Source organism: Brevibacterium sp. 'Marine' (assembly GCF_012844365.1).
GTDB lineage: Bacteria > Actinomycetota > Actinomycetes > Actinomycetales > Brevibacteriaceae > Brevibacterium.
In genome coordinates this window covers 2,839,071-2,854,469 of sequence record NZ_CP051626.1, presented here as the reverse complement: position 1 = coordinate 2,854,469, position 15,399 = coordinate 2,839,071, and the positions used below count along the sequence as shown (strand labels likewise).

Sequence of the window (15,399 nt, the reverse complement as noted above, 5' to 3'; positions counted from 1 at the left end):
GTGACCGACAGGGAAATCAGTCGATCTGGCCGATGGGTTCGCGCTTCTCGGCCTGGAACTGGTCCTCGGCGCGGCCGCGGGCCCAGTAGGCGGAGATCGACAGTGACTCCCGCGGCACTTCGCGGTCCTTGAGGATCGTGCGGATCGACTTGATCGTCTCGCGCTCGCCGTGGGCGAAGACTTGCGGAGCGCCAGCGCGCCATTCGAGCCCCTCAACTGCGGCAATGAGCTCTTCGTCCGAGTCCACCCATCTCACTTCGATGCCCGCGGGTGCTGCGGGCAGAACGCGATCGGCTTCGTCGGTGACACACGCGAGAACGACCCCGGTGGCTCCGGCAGGCATCGCCTCGAGGGCAGAGCTCACGGCCGGGATCGCGGAATGGTCGGCGATGAGCAGATGCCAGGCGGACTCGGCAGCGGGGGCGTACTTTCCGCCCGCTCCGGAGAGGACGAGTGTGTCCCCGGGCTGCGCGCTCTTCGCCCAGGGCCCGGCGATTCCGTCATCGTCGTGGATGACGAAGTCGATGCTCAGCCACTTCTCCTCCACGTCGATCTCCCTCACCGTGTAGGTGCGCCGGCTCGGCAGCTTCTCGGGAGACTGCTCGCGAAGCTGCGCCAGATCATAGGGCGGGGCGAGCTCATGCGCCGGATCGGCGAAGAGGAGTTTGACGTACTTGTCGGTCGCATCGTTCGAGCTGATGTTGTCGAAGGTGTCGCCGCCGAGGCGGAGCCGCACCAGATGCGGGCTGACCTCGGTCCTGTCGAGGACGGTGAGCACCGCCTGCCCGCGGGCGGGGCGTGCGGTGCGTTCGGGGGTGTCGGGTGCGGTCGTCACAGGCGGCCTTTCTCAAACGGGGTGCCCCTGAACGCTCACGGTCGGTCTCTGAGTGCGGAGCCGCCTCGGCGCAGGGGTTCGGTAAGGCTCACCTTATCAAATCCTTGCGGGCCGTCCAGAGCCGCCGTCAGCCGGGCCGGTCGACCAACTGCCGTCGCCGTCAGGTGGGTCAATCGACCGCCCAGAGCCGCTGTCAGTGTGCCCGGTCGGCCATCTCCCGTCGCCGGTCGTCGCGGATGCGTTTGAGTCCCTTGACCGATTTGAGCGAATCGAGGATCTGCACGCCCGGAAGTGCGGAGTTCGGTCCCTTGCACTGCATCATGTCATCGGGGTCGAGCAGCACCACGCGGATCCCGTCGTCCTTCATGCGCGACAGCGCTTCGGTGAGCATGCTCCGGGCCACGGAGTTGATCTCGTTGACTCGGCGCAGGTCGAGGACGAAGGTGTTCGTGCTGGAGCCGGGTTCGTCCATCGTGCGCAGGACGTTCTCCGAACCGCTCCACTGGATGAGGCCCTGCAGGCTGCAGATGCGGACCATCTTGCCCTGTGCGTCGACGAAGCGACGGTCACGGCGGATGATCGACCGGGCCGGTTCCGGCGCATCCATGATGTGCAGACTCAGACGGTCGGAGAGGTCCTGGAAGATCTTCGCTCCGCGGACGCTCGTGCCGTGCCTGTCCAGGCGCGGGGAGAACGTGGCGATGCCGACCTGACCGGGCATGACACCGAAGACACCGCCGGACACGCCGCTCTTGGCGGGAATCCCGATCTCCGTCATCCAGTCGCCGGCTGCGTCGTACATGCCGCACGTCATCATGACTGCGAGCACCTGCCGGTTGACCCTGGGTGAGAGCACCTGTTCGCCGGTCAGCGGGTTGATGCCGCCGCCGGCCAGCGTCGCGGCCATGATGGCGAGGTCTTTGACGGTGACGGTGATCGCGCACTGTTCGATATAGCCGCGGACCACCTCGTCGGGGTCGTCGTAGAAGATGTCGTAGGAGCGGAGCATGTTCGCAATGGCGACGTTGCGGTAGGCCTCACGCCACTCCCCGTCGGCCACCGATTCGTCGATCGACAGCTCCCGGCCGGCGAAGCGGGAGAGACCCGCGCGCACGATCTCGGTGCGTTCGGCCAGTCCTGCACCGGGATCGCCGAGGAGTGAGTGGATCGTCATGGCCCCGGCATTGATCATCGGGTTGAGCGGGCGGCCTGACTTCTTGTCCAGCGAGAGCTCATTGAACTTCTCACCGCTGGGTTCGACGCCGACGTTCTCCAGCACTCCGGCCAGGCCCTCCTGTTCGAGGGCGAGACCGTAGATGAAGGGCTTCGACATCGATTGGATCGAGAACTCGAAGTCGGCGTCGCCGGAGGTGTATTCGAGGCCGTCGAGGGTCGAGATGCAGATCGCGAGCTTCTCCGGATCCGCTGCGGCGAGGTCCGGGATGTAGTCCGCATTCTCGCCGGACCGGTCTGGTCGGAAACGGTCGAGCGTCTCATCGAGGAAATCCGGGATGGGCGATCGCATGGCACCTCCTGCTTAAGTTGTGGTCGGTTGTTCCAGGACTGGCACCGCTCGTGCCTCCGCTGACACCGGCCCGATATTACGTTGGAACCATGACACGGACCAAGTTGCTCCTCCTCGTCGGCCTCGCATTCACCGCGGTCGCTGTCGTCGTCATCGGCGTGATCGTGACCGCGCTGGTGCTGCGGTCCACACCGCCCCACCGTGGGACCACGAGGCTGTCCGAGCATGCGCTGACCCCGCAGGAGACCATCACCGAGGTGGCCCCGCACAGAGACGGGACCGTGCAGATCCGCCAAAGGCTGATCTTCGAAACCCCACCCGAGAACGGACAACCTCTCGGTCTGTGGATCAGTGATGCAGGAGTGGGAGAAGATCCTCGGACCGGCCGCCGGCTGGCGATGATGCCGAAACTGTCGTCGCTGAGCGCAGTCGAGTTGAGCACTTCCGACGATTCGACTCAGGACTCACCGAAGACCCTCGGAGAGCTGAACATCGACGTCGACGAGTCGGAGCGGAAAGGCTTCGACCATCCGGCGGTGCACGTCGAATTCACCCCGCAGGATTCCGACGGAGGGTCCGTGCAGTGGAGTGAAGGCCGTCATGTCGTCGAGTTCGAATACGCCCTCGACGATGTGTTCATCTCCGCTGCCGACGAGGAGTTCTTCGCCGTGCCCGTCCCCTCGATCGGCAATGGTCAGCCCGCGCAGCAGACGCATACTTTCGACATCGACACCGGCGGTCCCGTCTACTGTCCTGCCGACAACGTCGACTTCGACCTCGGCGACGGCTGTGACGCTGAAGCATTCGCTCGGGTCGATGATGCTGATGACTCTGGTACCGGCGCGCACGTGGTCTGGCGGGAGTTCCTGACCGACAGCCACGAAATCATCGCCTTCACCCCTCCTGCAGGAATGACGGCGTCCCCGATCCCCGCATATGAAAGGCAGGGCTGAGCGAGATGAGGCAGAGATTCGGACGCCGTCGCGCGTTCTCCATTACGGCGGCGCTCGCAGCGGCCGTGACGATCACGGCTGTGATCGCAGCGCCCGGCGGTGTGGACGCCGCGCCGAACCCGCTGCGCAGCAAGTCTGCTGTGCACACCGTCAGCATCGCCGCCGATGGCAGCTACTCGGTGCGGATGGACACGAAACTCGAGCTCGCGCTCGATACGGCATGGGGGTTCGGCGGGGAAGTCCACGATGGATTCCGTCTGCCCGACACCGAGTCCCTGCTGCCTCCGTACCTGCGGGCACAGTATTCGATTCCGCAGGGAACCATCGATTCGACGGCAGGCGAGGCGCACATCGACAAGGAGCTGCATTCCGTCGATATCGACTTCTCCACGGACAGGCTCCCCGCAGGATCTCACCGAGGTGTCCTCGACTACGAGGTTGCCGGAGCAGCGGTGCCGGCCGCGGACCTGAACGGAGAACAGGACAGCGGCGTCGTCGTGTACGTCCGTCCCCTGGACCGCGGAGACCTCGTCATCGAGTCAGCAGCACCGATCACCGCCGTCGACTGTGAGGTCTTCGCTCCGCGCGGCCAGTCATGCGGAGAGAAGAAGGGAGAGTCCTGGACAGTGTCGGGTGAGGAGCTGCTGCGCGATCACACTGTCATCGACGCAGTCCGGATCACGATCGACGCCGACCCGACAGCAGTGCCGACGCCGGACATCGATTCCTGAGGCGGCATGGCCGGCGGCGCTGTCGAGGACCGTGTCGAATTCCAGTGCGACAGTCTGTGACGGAACCGGCGATCGTCCGATGCGCATTTGCAGGTCAACGGGCTCGCTCACGCCTGAGACCGGCAAGGAGCGCCTGAGACCGGCGACGGTGGTGGGCGTTTCGGGCCGTGAGGATGAGCGCGGCGAGTACGGCCGAGAGCAGCGAGGCGCTGAGAACGGCGACCTTCGCAACGTCGTGTTCGACCGAACCGGCGGTGAAGCTGAGTTCGGCGACGAGGAGTGAGACGGTGAAGCCGATGCCGGCAAGCAGCCCGATGCCGGTGAGGTCGGCCCAGCGCAGACTGGGGTCCACACCCGCGGTGAACCGGGTGACCAACCACGTGGAGGCGAGGATGCCGACCGGCTTGCCGACGATCAGTGCCGTCATGATCCCGTAGGTCAGGGGATGGGAGAACGCGGAGGCCAGACCGTGGAATCCTCCGATATCGACACCGGCGGCGAAGAAGGCGAAGACCGGAACGGCGAAACCGGCCGACAGCGGTCGGATACGGTGCTCGAGCGCCTCGGCGAGGTCGATGGAGCGAGCGTGTTCGTCACCGGCCGTGCGTGTCGAGCTGCGACCGACGACGGCGGGGATCATGAAGCCCAGCAGCACTCCGGCGATGGTCGCGTGGACACCGGAGGCGTGCATGAGCGCCCAGGCGACGAGGCCGAGTGGGAGAAGAACGACCCATGCTGCCCAGGCCCGGTCGACGAAGACGCGACGGAAGCGGTGTGCGACGAGTCCGAAGACGATGGCGACTCCGAGTGCCGCGGCGAGGGGGAGAATCGCGATGGTCTCGGTGTAGAAGATCGCGATGATGGTGATCGCCAGCAGATCGTCGACCGCGGCCAGGGTGAGCAGGAAGAGGCGCAGCGCCTTGGGCAGGTGGGAGCCGACGATCGCGAGGACGGCAACGGCGAAGGCGATGTCGGTCGCGGTGGGGATGGCCCAACCGCGCAGCAGCTCCGGACGGGTGAGCAGAAAGGCCGCGCAGATGAGGGCGGGGACGAGGACTCCGCCGGCCGCCGCGGCGATCGGGACGACGGCGGTGCGGAGACGCCGCAGGTCACCGCGGGTGAATTCCGCCTTGAGTTCGATGCCGACGAGGAAGAAGAAGACTGCGAGCAGTCCGTCGGCGGCCCATTGTCCGATGCTCAGACGCAGGTGCCAGGGCTCATAGCCGAATTCCCAGTCGCGGATTGCGAAGTATGCAGCCGATGCGGGTGAGTTCGCCCAGATCAGAGCGGCAGCAGCGGCGATGAGGAGCAGCGCTCCGCCGACGGTGTCGCGGCGGAGTGCCCGGAACAGCTGCTGTCCCGGGGTGTTCGGTGAGGCGGATCGTGAGGTGGTTGCAGAGGTGGTGGTCACAGGGATCCCGTTCGTGGTCGGCAGACAAGAGAGTTCGACCCGAAGAGTGGATGTGCAGACAGAGCTCAGTTCGGCGACGCTGAGCGTACGTGCGTGATTCGAGCGGACGTCGTCGGCTCGGCAGATGAGAACTGTCGGAGCGTCACATCAAGGGTCGGAGCGGAAGATCTCCGCGTGCGAACGGCTGTGTGCCCGACTGCATCTCGCCCCACGAAGTGATGTAGCCGTTGGTGCCCGAGTGCGGGAGAACCCACACTTTCGGGCGGAAAGCGGCATTGCGCATGGCGGGAGACATCTCCCACAGTGTAGCCGACCGGCGGCGCGCCGTGCCAACGAGACTTAAGTGGGTACAGATTGCTCGTTTCGGGCGCGAAAATGGCAATCTGGCCCCACTTATCCTCGGGAACCGGGCCCTGTACCGGAGGGAACCGGGCTCGGGTGGCCGGATTCCGCCTCGACGGGCAGCTATCCCAGCCCACCGGAGAGCCGCGCGTGAAGCGTCTCGGTGTACGCGTTCATACCGGTGATCTCCACACGCGTGCCCATGGCTTCGTACTTCGTGACGATCGCATCGAGGGCGGCCACGGTCGACGCGTCCCAGACATGCGATTCGCTCATGTCGATGACGACCCGATCGGGATCATGCGTATAGCGGAACTGAGTGGTCAGATCATTCGAGGAGGCGAAGAAGAGTTCGCCGCGGACCGCATAGCGGGCGACCGCTTCGGCGGAGGCGGAACCGGTCTCGTTGCGCTGGGCGACCGGAGATTCCGCATCGACCTGATCGTCCGGGGCACCTGCCACGACCGTGCGTTCGACCGTGACGAAGTGTGCCACCCGCCGAACGAAGAGCACACTGGCCACGAACACGCCGACGACGACGCCGATGGCCAGGTTGCCGGTGGCGACGACGACCGCGACGGTGGCGATCATCACGAAGGTCTCGGACTTCGGCAGCATCGTAAGCGTCGAGGGGCGGATGGAATGCCAGTCGAAGGTGTCGACGCAGACCATCATCATGATCGCCGCGAGCGCGACCATCGGGATCATGCCCACGATGTCGCCGAGCACGACGACGAGGATGAGCAGGAACGCACCGGCCATGAACGTCGAGATCCTGGTCCTCGCCCCCGAGGCGCGGACGTTGATCATCGTCTGCCCGATCATCGCGCAGCCGCCCATGCCGCCGAAGAGACCGGAGATCATGTTCGCGGCTCCCTGACCCCAGGACTCGCGTGTCTTGTTCGAGTGCGTGTCGGTGATCTCGTCGACGAGTTTCGCCGTCATGAGCGACTCCATGAGGCCGACCAGAGCCATGGCCAGCGAGTAGGGGGCGATCGTCGTGAAGGTCTGCCAGGTCAGCGGGATGTCAGGAATGAAGAGTTCGGGCAGGCTGCGCGGCAGTTCGCCCTGGTCACTGACGGTGGGAACATCGATGGCGAAGACGATGACGATGCCGGTGATGACCACGATCGTGATCAGCGGTGCCGGTACGACCTTCGTCAGCTTCGGCATGAACACGAGCACGACGATGCCGATGGCCAGGAGCGGGTAGACCATCCACGGCACCCCGATGACGTGGGGGACCTGGGCCGCGAAGACGAGGATCGACAGGGCGTTGACGAACCCGACCATGACGCTGCGGGGGATGAATCGCATGAGCTTCGCGACCCCGGCCACGGCCAACAGGATCTGGAATATGCCGGCGAGCATGACGGTGGCGATGAACATGTCCATCCCGTGCTCGCGGGCGACGGGGGCGATGACGAGCGCCACCGCTCCGGTCGCCGCGGAGATCATGGCCGGACGTCCGCCGAGGAACGCGATCGAGGTGGCCATGACGAACGCGGAGAACAGCCCGACCTTCGGGTCGACCCCGGCGATGATCGAGAACGCGATCGCCTCGGGGATGAGGGCCAGCCCCACGACGAGTCCGGCCAGAACCTCACGGGTGAGCAGCCTCGGAGAGGTCAGTGCGGTGAGGACGGTCGGATCGGGTCGGTAGCGGTGGGAATCGTCGGCGGTTTCGGCGGGAATGGGAGTCGTCACGACCGGAACATTACCCGATCGCCGAGGCGGCCCGACCCGACCGTGGTCGCCCAGGTCCGCAACCGGTCACTGCAGGCTGACCCCGGATCCGTGGAGGCTCACCTGCAGTCCCGCCTCGGTGGCGGTGATGTCGGTGAGCTCGAGACCGGCGGGCAGGAAGTCGAGATCGATGACGATATCGGAGATCTCCGAGGTGAGGAACCCGGGCAGGCGGTCGAGGGAGAACTCCGCCGAACCCAGCTTGATCGTCGTCGCATCGACGACGGCCCGTCTGCCGTCGGCCTTCGGGTCGATGCCCACGAGCAGATCCTGACCGAGCATCGACCCCTTGAGGAAGAGCTCACCGTCGACGGTGGTGAATGTCATCCCCTCGGGCAGGTTCGCATGCTCGGCGGCGAGCTCGTCGAGGGTCGAGTGGGGGAGCACCGCGGTGCCGTCGACGGTGCCGATCGGCTTCGACCCGTTGGTCGGAACGTCGTAGAGCTTCGCATCGACGTCGGTGAAGTCGACGCCTTCATAGGTGGCCTCATCGGCGGTGACATGCACGGAGTTGAGTTCCCTCGACGCCAATTGGGTGAGGATGGGGAAGCCCTCGACGGAGACCTCGGCGTCTCCGTAGTCGGCAAGACCGTCGGCGATGCGCTGCTCCGTGGTGTAGTCGACGATGCGGTCGGCAGCGATGATGCCGATGATGAGGGTGAGGACGACGACGACGGCGGAGACGATGAACGTCGTCCGCCGGCGGCGACGTCGAGGCCGCTCGTTCGGCTGCGGGTACTGAAGAGTCTGCGCCGTGGTCATGGGCTCCATTGTTGCGCACTCGCCGACGAGTCCGGCAATCGTGCTGCGCCGGCCCCGGTCTGGTTCGCATGGCGCCGACGGTGGACGCGCATACCCATTTACCTGGGACGGGACCGCCCATAGGATCACGATATGGATTCCCAGCGCACACAGAACATCAGAACGGTCTCGTCCCGCATCAACTCCTTCCACTCGTCGATGTACTTCTCACAGACGGTCGGCGCCGAATATGCCAAGTACGGGCTCGAACCCGGTGTCGAAGGCAATATGGCCGCACGTTCGGCTCCGCTGGGACGGGTGAATCCCGGAGTCGTGTCCGCCGCGTACTACAACTACTCCGCGAACTTCGTCGCCGGAATGCTGCCGCGCCTGTGGGAGACGGTGACCCCGGAGCAGATGGTCCAGGCCCGCTTCGACGCCGTGAGCGCATACATGGCCGAACTCTTCGACGATCGTGACGACATCGCGCTGCTCACCGAGGCGGCCGACCAGATGACCCAGACTCTGGCCCCCGTGCTCGCCGCCATGGACTTCTCCGGCCGCACCCTGGCCGCCGCCACCGCCGATGTCATCGGCAGCCACCAGGGGCGCACCGCGTTCGAGAAGTTGTGGGACGTGGCGACCATAGCTCGCGAATTCCGCGGCGACGGCCATGTCGCCTCACTCGTCACCGCTGGTGTGCCCGGAATCGACGCCCTCATGCTCGACGTCGCCACCGGCGCCGGATTCCGCCCGCGGGCGGCGCAGAAGACCCGCGGCTACACGGATGAGGAATGGCAGACCGCGCAGACGAGGCTCGCCGAGGCGGGGCTGATCACCGTGGACAAGGACGACCGCGGGCATGACCTGCCCACCATCACCGAGGCGGGGCGTGACCTGAAGGAACAGGTCGAGGCCCTCACCGACGGTACTGTTGCAGCCGCGTGGTCGGTCCTCGACGATCGGACGATCGAATCGCTGCTCTCGCCGAGCCGGGATCTGCTGCGCGTCATCGCGAAGTCAGGTGCCTTCCCGTCGAACATCTTCGCCCGCCCCGAGAAGAAGGCCGGCTGAGATGGTCAGCCCTCGTCGGACGCGTTCGCCTCGGTGAGGGTCGAAAAGCTCTCGGCCACCTCGGCGGCGATCGATTTCGCTTCATCGGAGCTCGGTCCCTCGGCGGAGAACACGGCCTTCCGGTAGTACTGGAGCTCGATGATCGAATCGATGATGTCCCCGAGTGCGCGGTGATTGCCGTGCTTGGCCGGCGCCTGGAAATAGGCGCGCGGGAACCACTGCTTGGACAGTTCCTTGATCGAGGAGACGTCGATGATCCGGTAGTGCAGGTAGTCGACGAGTTCGGGCATCTGCTTGGTCAGGAAGACCTTGTCGGTGCCCACGGAATTGCCGCCGAGCGGGGCCTTGCCCGCCTCGGGGACATGCTTCTTCACGTATTCGAGGACCTTCGCCTGCGCCTCGGCGGCGGTGGTGCCCGCGTCGAGTTCGGTGATCAGCCCCGAGGTGGTGTGCATATTCGTGACGAACTCGTTCATGTTCGCCCGTGCATCCGCCGAGGGCCTGATGACGATGTCGATTCCCTCGTCGAGGGGGTTGAGCTCGAAGTCGGTGACAATCGCGGCCACCTCGATGAGTTCGTCCCGCACCTCGTCGAGGCCGGTCATTTCGCAGTCGATCCACACAATTCTGTCGTTGCTCACCCGCCCAGCTTAGGCCAGGGGCAGGTGATCGGGACATTCCGGGGTGGGCGTGTGAACGTCGACACACACTGAGCGTGCGCACAAAGGCGATGTCCGGCATGTGACTTAAACTTGAAAAGTCCCCGAACTGGGGTGCCATTTTTGCTCGGCTGAGGGAAGGTACGCACGTGCGTTACACATTCGCTGTGATTCTCATGGTGGTGGGTGTCGTCGTCGGTGGCCTCGGCATCCTGCAGAAGACCCTGTGGGCGCCGGAGGATACGATCACTGCCACCGCGCAGATCGACGCCGACAAACCGGCGGTCATCGTCGACCCCGGAATGCTCAACCTCTACGAAACCCCGACCACACTGACGGCCAAGGGCAGCGGCGACCTCACGATCGCCCAGGCACCGATCGAGAACGTCGAAGCTTGGGCAGGACAGTCCGCCTATGACCGCATCACCGGACTCGCCGAAGGCGGCAAGCTCACGACCAAGGCGACCGACGGTGAAGGCACGGTGCCCAACCCGGCGGGGGCCGATCTGTGGCAGTCGGAAGTCACCGGCACCGATTCGGTGGAACTGGAATGGAATGACGACGCCAACCGGACCGGCTTCCTCATCGCCGGCGACGGCGAAGCCGGAGCGGTCGAATCCGTGACGCTGACCTGGCCCAACCACGCAGATACCCCCTGGGCGCTGCCGCTGATGATCATCGGCGGTGTCGCCTTCATCAGCGGCGTCGTCCTCCTCGTCCTCGGCGCGAACAATTCGAAGAAGGAAGCGAACCGACGCAAGGCACGGCAGGAACGTCGCCGCAAACTCGCCGAATACGGCACCGCCTTCGCCGTCGTCCCCGTGCTCGCGCTCAGCGCCTGCGGGCCCGAAGAGCTGCCGAAGCCCGAACCCTCCGAGGCGCCGAGTTCAGCGGCCGCGGGAGTCACCGACGACCAGGCCAAGCGGATCCTCGACTCTGTCGCCACCGACATCACGGCCGCGGACAAGAAGACCGATAAGAAGGCGCTGGCCGAACGTGCCGCCGGCCCCGCTCTCAAACAGCGTGAAGACCTGTACAAGGTCAAGGAGAAGGTCGAAGACCAGAAGATGGCACCGGCCGTGGCCAGCGACGAGATCGTCGCCAACTACACATCGGCCACCGACGCCTGGCCGCGCGTGACCAGCCTGATCACCTCTGCCGGAGGGAGCTCGCAGCTGCTCGTGCTGACCCAGGAGGACCCGCGCAGCGACTACAAACTGTGGTCGCAGACCCAGCTGACAGCCGGCACGAAGCTGCCCGAACTGCCCGACTCGCGTCAGGGCGCGACGATGCTCGAGCCCGGATCCAAGGACTTCGTCACGACTCCGGAGAAGGCCGTCGCCGACTACGCGAAGGCCCTCGGCAGCGGAGCGGACTCGAAGGAAGCGAAGAAGTTCGACTCCGATGACTTCTCGAAGTCCATCTGGAAGAACCAGAAGGAGCAGAAGGCCAGCGCCGAAGAAGGCAAGGCCGAGGTGAAGTACAAATACACTCCGGGCAAGGAACTCGTCGCTCAGGGCACCGCCGGCGACGCCGCCATCGTCACCGGAGTCATCGACGCCGAATCGACGATCAGCCCCGAATCGAAAGAGGGACGCACCGGCACCCTGACCCTGTCATCGCCGCAGAAGGAGCTCGTCGGCTCCGCGTCGACCAAGCAGCCCGTGACGACGAAGACGACCCAGGTGCTCACCTTCCTCGTGCCCAAGGACGGCAAAGTCAAACTCATCGGCGGACTCGAGACTCTCGCCGGAGCCGAAGCAGGCTGAGGCGGCAGGGCCGGCACCGTGGCGTCCTTTCCCCGACGGCTGAGGAAATAGCCGCAGACGCACCGGTGTTGATACGTTCTGTTGGAAGAGCATGGACCAGGTGCGTCACGGTATTCGCCGAACCCACCGACCGCGTCACAAAGGAGACCACGTGTCAATGGATCCCTCGCAGGAGAACGCACAGCCCGATCAGGGACTCGACCTGTCGGCGGTGCGCAGCAAGAATATGCCGGCCGGACAGGGCGGGCAGGCCGGTAGTGCGGGTGCCGGCGGTGGCCAGGCTGGAGGGGACCCGAACGCGGTCGCCGTTCCGGGACTGGTCTTCGACGTCGACGAATCGACCTTCACCAGCCTGGTGGCGATGTCCGATCGCGTGCCCGTCGTCATCGACCTGTGGGCCGAATGGTGCGAACCCTGCAAACAGCTCTCTCCGATCCTCGAACGCGTCGTCACCTCCTATGGGGGACGTCTGGTGCTGGCCAAGGTCGACGTCGATGCGAACCCGCGTCTGCAGCAGGCCTTCGGAGTCCAGTCGATCCCCACGGTCGTCGCGCTCATCAAGGGCCAGCCCGTCCCGCTGTTCCAGAGTGCTCTGCCAGAACCGCAGGTCCAGGCTTACTTCGACGAACTGCTCAAACTCGCCGGTGAGAACGGCGTGACCGGGCACGCCGTCACCGGGGAAGCCGAATCCGAACCGGCCGGTCCCGCCCATCCAGAGGCCGAAGATGCACTCGCCAAGGGCGACTTCGACACCGCCGAGAACCTGTTCAAGGCCGCGCTGGCGAACTCACCGGCCGATGAAGAGGCGAAGTTCGGTCTTGCCCGGGCCGGGTTGGGACGCCGTCTCATCGACCAGGAGCCGGCCGACCTCATCGCCGCCGCCGATGCCGATCCCAAGGACGTCGAGGCCGCGAAGGCAGCCGCTGACGCCGAAGTCGTCAGCGGCAATGCCGCCGGTGCGTTCAGCCGACTCATCTCTCTCATCCGCACCACCACGGGCGAAGAGAAGGAATCCCTGCGACTGCGTGTCCTCGATCTCTTCGAGGTCCTCGGCGCCGATGACCCAGCCGTGACCAAGGCACGGACCGCACTCATGAGGGCACTGTTCTGATCCAGCGAATCCGACTCATCACCGCCATTCTCTTCGGCGTAGCGGCACTCACGCTCGCCGGACTGGTCATCTCTGCGCTCTCGGTCGTCGGCACCGACGAGATCACCGAGACGCCGGCCTTCACAGTCAGGGACGGGGCCTACGCCGTCGTCCTCGACGAGGCGATCGTGCCCTACTCGGGTTCGAGTGTGACCGTGACGGCGAAGAACTCGAAGGGCACGGAACTGTTCGTCGGAACCGCCAGCGGGGTCGACGCCGACAGCTACCTCGACGGAGTGGCGCAGGAGCAGATCAGTGATGTCTCGTTCCCGAACTCCGCCTCCCATCGGTTCACTCCCGGTGATGAGAAACCGGAGGCCGATATCGCCGACCGCGACTGGTGGATCAGCACCGATACGGGACAGACGGTCGCGAAGACCTTCGACCTCGATGCTCAGCCGCAGGTGCTCGTCATCGCCCCTGCGAACTCCGATGACAGTCTCGAAGGAACGACGGTGAGCCTCCAGATGCGCGTCAAGGGTGTCTTCGCCCTCAGCCTGCTCGGCATCGCCGGCGCGATCATCCTCGCCGGGTTCTCCGTGTTCTTCTTCATGCGCTGGTGGGCCTCACGCATCCGCCCGCCGAAGAAGGACGCCGGACGGCCGGACATCAGCGGACCGGAGGGTGGCGGGCCCGCGGGCGGCGGCAGCGGACCCCACGACGGCGGCGAAAACGGTCCCTCGGGCGGCTCCGGCCGCAGCGGCCGGGGACCGGCCGCTGACCACGCGGTCAAGGGCGAGCCGGGACCGGCGACTCAGCCGATCTCGACGGTGCAGCCGGACACGGCCGGCCAAGCGCCGCCTCGGCGACGGGATCTGCGGAACCGACGGTCCTTCCGCGCCGTGACGGCCTCCGTCTTGGGCACCGGACTCGTGCTCAGCGGCTGTGCGAACATGCCGATCGCCAAACCCAGCAGCCCGGACACCACCCCGTACGAACGCACCGCGGTGCGACCCGGCGAGGCCGGGAAGTTCATGACGAACTACACGGAATCGCTGGACAAGACCCTCGGGGACAAGGGCACCGACCTCGATAAGATCCAGGCGGCACCGCTCATCGACCACACCCGCGCGCAGATCCAGATCGCGGACAAAGCGAAGCAGAAGCTGCGTGCGCCGAACTTCACCGAAGTCGTCGCCGGCAGCCCGAACTTCACCGAATACCCGATGTGGTTCTACGCCTTCGGCACCGCGGACAAGAAGTCCACGGACGGCGACAAGCAGCTGACCCAGGTGATGCTGGTGACGCGGGAGTCGGCATCGACCGATCCGCTCGTGCGCTCGGCATCCTATATCCCCGCTGACCAGATGCCGACGCTGATGGCCGATGACAGCGGAGCCGTGGAGGAGGGCCCCGAGGACTTCGCCGACGATATGACGACCGCCTCCGATGACGTCTCGTCGTTCCTCGTCGACGGCAAGGCGAAGTCAGGTGGCCCCGACGGACTCAAGGAGGGCGGTTTCAAGGGATTCCGCGACTATGTGGGTGACCTGCGGGACAAGGACTCCGGCTTCGATAAGGTCGACGTCGACTGCAAGCCCTATGAGGACCTCAAGTTCGAGGACATGACCTTGAGCACCGAAAACGGCGCGATCGGAATGGGCGAAGTTCGCTGCACGCTGACGATCAAGGCACCGTCGGACTACGCACTCGACCTCGGCGACACCGTCGAGGCCGTGAAGACGAACGACAAAGAGGGCGACACCATCAAGGTCGACACCGCGCACCCCTATGTGCTGATGAGGACCGGTGACGAGCTCACCGCCGTCGCCACCGACTGGAACGTCCTGTCCTCCAAGGTGGAGTGACCCGCGCTCAGCCGCGGTGGGCGTGGTGCGTCAACACCAGCGGGTTCGAAATTCATACGCACTGATCGAGATCACGGCATATGCACTTTGAACCCGCTCATGCGCGATTCAGCCGCGGCTTGCGCGACTCAGCCGCGGCTTGCGCGATTCAGCCGCGGCTGGCGCGGCGGCCGACGCGCAGCAGCCACCACAGACCGATGAGCGGCAGGAGCAGCGGAATATAGCCGTACCCGCTGCCGAAGTTCGACCACACCGACGGCTTCGCGAAGTCCTCGGGATGGGTATGGCTGAGGATGCCGACGACGATGACACCGACGAATTCGATCGCGCAGGCGGCGACGGCGATTCGGTGTGAGACCCGGTTGCCGATGACCAGGCAGACCGTGGCGAGGATGTAGATCACCGCAGCCATGGCGGACAGCGAATACGCGATCGGCGCGACGTCGAACTCGCGGATGAGCTGGTAGCCCGCCCGAGCGGTGGCCGAGAGCGCGAAGACCCCGTACACCGCCGTCAGCGCCCGTCCCGGTCCGGTATGCATCGCTGAGTACGGCGACCGTCCGGTCTTTCCCCTCGCCGAGGCGGCCGTGGAGTCCGCATCGTCTGCTGACTTCGCGTTGCCTGCCGTGTTCGCGTTGCCTGCTGAGTTCGCATC

13 protein-coding genes are annotated in these 15,399 nt (G+C 65.5%); 6 read left to right on the top strand and 7 right to left on the bottom strand.

The features are described 5' to 3' along the window. Positions 1-16: 16 nt before the first annotated feature. Together HF684_RS12805 and HF684_RS12800 are read right to left on the bottom strand one after the other, a co-directional pair. Positions 17-835 carry a siderophore-interacting protein gene (locus HF684_RS12805; RefSeq protein ID WP_169252778.1) on the bottom strand — a complete coding sequence of 273 codons (819 nt, stop codon included), beginning with the start codon at positions 833-835 and terminating at the stop codon, positions 17-19. 193 nt (positions 836-1,028) lie between these two features. After that, entirely contained in the window at positions 1,029-2,360 is a 1,332-nt protein-coding gene (locus tag HF684_RS12800) for a glutaminase (protein WP_169252777.1), read from the bottom strand. A gap of 89 nt (positions 2,361-2,449) precedes the next feature. Here HF684_RS12800 and HF684_RS12795 point away from each other — a divergent pair, with 89 nt between their 5' ends. Further along, on the top strand, positions 2,450-3,313 hold the full coding sequence (locus HF684_RS12795) for a hypothetical protein (protein WP_169252776.1): 864 nt from the start codon (positions 2,450-2,452) through the stop codon (positions 3,311-3,313). 5 nt (positions 3,314-3,318) lie between these two features. Continuing rightward, positions 3,319-4,044, top strand: a complete 726-nt coding sequence (locus HF684_RS12790) for a hypothetical protein (protein ID WP_169252775.1) — start codon at positions 3,319-3,321, stop codon at positions 4,042-4,044. Between the two features lie 94 nt (positions 4,045-4,138). Here the strand turns inward: HF684_RS12790 and nhaA are convergent, their stop codons facing one another. The 3 genes from nhaA to HF684_RS12775 form a co-directional block, all read right to left on the bottom strand. Next, positions 4,139-5,395, bottom strand: a complete 1,257-nt coding sequence (gene nhaA, locus HF684_RS12785; RefSeq protein WP_248279216.1) for a Na+/H+ antiporter NhaA — start codon at positions 5,393-5,395, stop codon at positions 4,139-4,141. Between the two features lie 525 nt (positions 5,396-5,920). Further along, positions 5,921-7,504 (bottom strand): SulP family inorganic anion transporter, encoded by a 1,584-nt coding sequence (locus HF684_RS12780; RefSeq protein ID WP_169252774.1) that lies wholly within the window; start codon positions 7,502-7,504, stop codon positions 5,921-5,923. Between the two features lie 66 nt (positions 7,505-7,570). Further along, positions 7,571-8,305: a DUF2993 domain-containing protein gene (locus HF684_RS12775; protein ID WP_169252773.1), complete on the bottom strand. Its 735-nt coding sequence runs from the start codon at positions 8,303-8,305 to the stop codon at positions 7,571-7,573. A gap of 132 nt (positions 8,306-8,437) precedes the next feature. Between HF684_RS12775 and HF684_RS12770 the strand changes: the two genes are divergently transcribed. After that, entirely contained in the window at positions 8,438-9,358 is a 921-nt protein-coding gene (locus HF684_RS12770) for a hypothetical protein (protein ID WP_169252772.1), read from the top strand. Between the two features lie 5 nt (positions 9,359-9,363). On the opposite strand, the gene orn is transcribed toward HF684_RS12770, so the two are convergent. Beyond that, positions 9,364-9,999, bottom strand: a complete 636-nt coding sequence (gene orn / locus HF684_RS12765; protein WP_282433902.1) for an oligoribonuclease — start codon at positions 9,997-9,999, stop codon at positions 9,364-9,366. 167 nt (positions 10,000-10,166) lie between these two features. On the opposite strand from orn, the gene HF684_RS12760 reads away from it, so the two are divergent. The 3 genes from HF684_RS12760 (at position 10,167) to HF684_RS12750 (ending at position 14,744) form a co-directional block, all read left to right on the top strand. Further along, positions 10,167-11,786, top strand: a complete 1,620-nt coding sequence (locus HF684_RS12760; protein WP_248278933.1) for a hypothetical protein — start codon at positions 10,167-10,169, stop codon at positions 11,784-11,786. Between the two features lie 157 nt (positions 11,787-11,943). Further along, positions 11,944-12,897 (top strand): tetratricopeptide repeat protein, encoded by a 954-nt coding sequence (locus HF684_RS12755; protein ID WP_169253913.1) that lies wholly within the window; start codon positions 11,944-11,946, stop codon positions 12,895-12,897. Between the two features lie 194 nt (positions 12,898-13,091). Next, on the top strand, positions 13,092-14,744 hold the full coding sequence (locus HF684_RS12750) for a hypothetical protein (RefSeq protein WP_248278932.1): 1,653 nt from the start codon (positions 13,092-13,094) through the stop codon (positions 14,742-14,744). A gap of 148 nt (positions 14,745-14,892) precedes the next feature. On the opposite strand, the gene HF684_RS12745 is transcribed toward HF684_RS12750, so the two are convergent. Continuing rightward, positions 14,893-15,285 (bottom strand): hypothetical protein, encoded by a 393-nt coding sequence (locus HF684_RS12745; protein ID WP_025778594.1) that lies wholly within the window; start codon positions 15,283-15,285, stop codon positions 14,893-14,895. Between the last annotated feature and the right edge of the window lie 114 nt (positions 15,286-15,399).

Coding starts and splice junctions, on each gene's coding strand:
- HF684_RS12800 (WP_169252777.1), bottom strand. CDS start 2,360: ATGCGATCGCCCATCCCGGATTTCCTCGATGAGACGCTCGACCGTTTC.
- HF684_RS12795 (WP_169252776.1), top strand. CDS start 2,450: ATGACACGGACCAAGTTGCTCCTCCTCGTCGGCCTCGCATTCACCGCG.
- HF684_RS12790 (WP_169252775.1), top strand. CDS start 3,319: ATGAGGCAGAGATTCGGACGCCGTCGCGCGTTCTCCATTACGGCGGCG.
- HF684_RS12775 (WP_169252773.1), bottom strand. CDS start 8,305: ATGACCACGGCGCAGACTCTTCAGTACCCGCAGCCGAACGAGCGGCCT.
- HF684_RS12770 (WP_169252772.1), top strand. CDS start 8,438: ATGGATTCCCAGCGCACACAGAACATCAGAACGGTCTCGTCCCGCATC.
- HF684_RS12755 (WP_169253913.1), top strand. CDS start 11,944: ATGGATCCCTCGCAGGAGAACGCACAGCCCGATCAGGGACTCGACCTG.
- HF684_RS12745 (WP_025778594.1), bottom strand. CDS start 15,285: ATGCATACCGGACCGGGACGGGCGCTGACGGCGGTGTACGGGGTCTTC.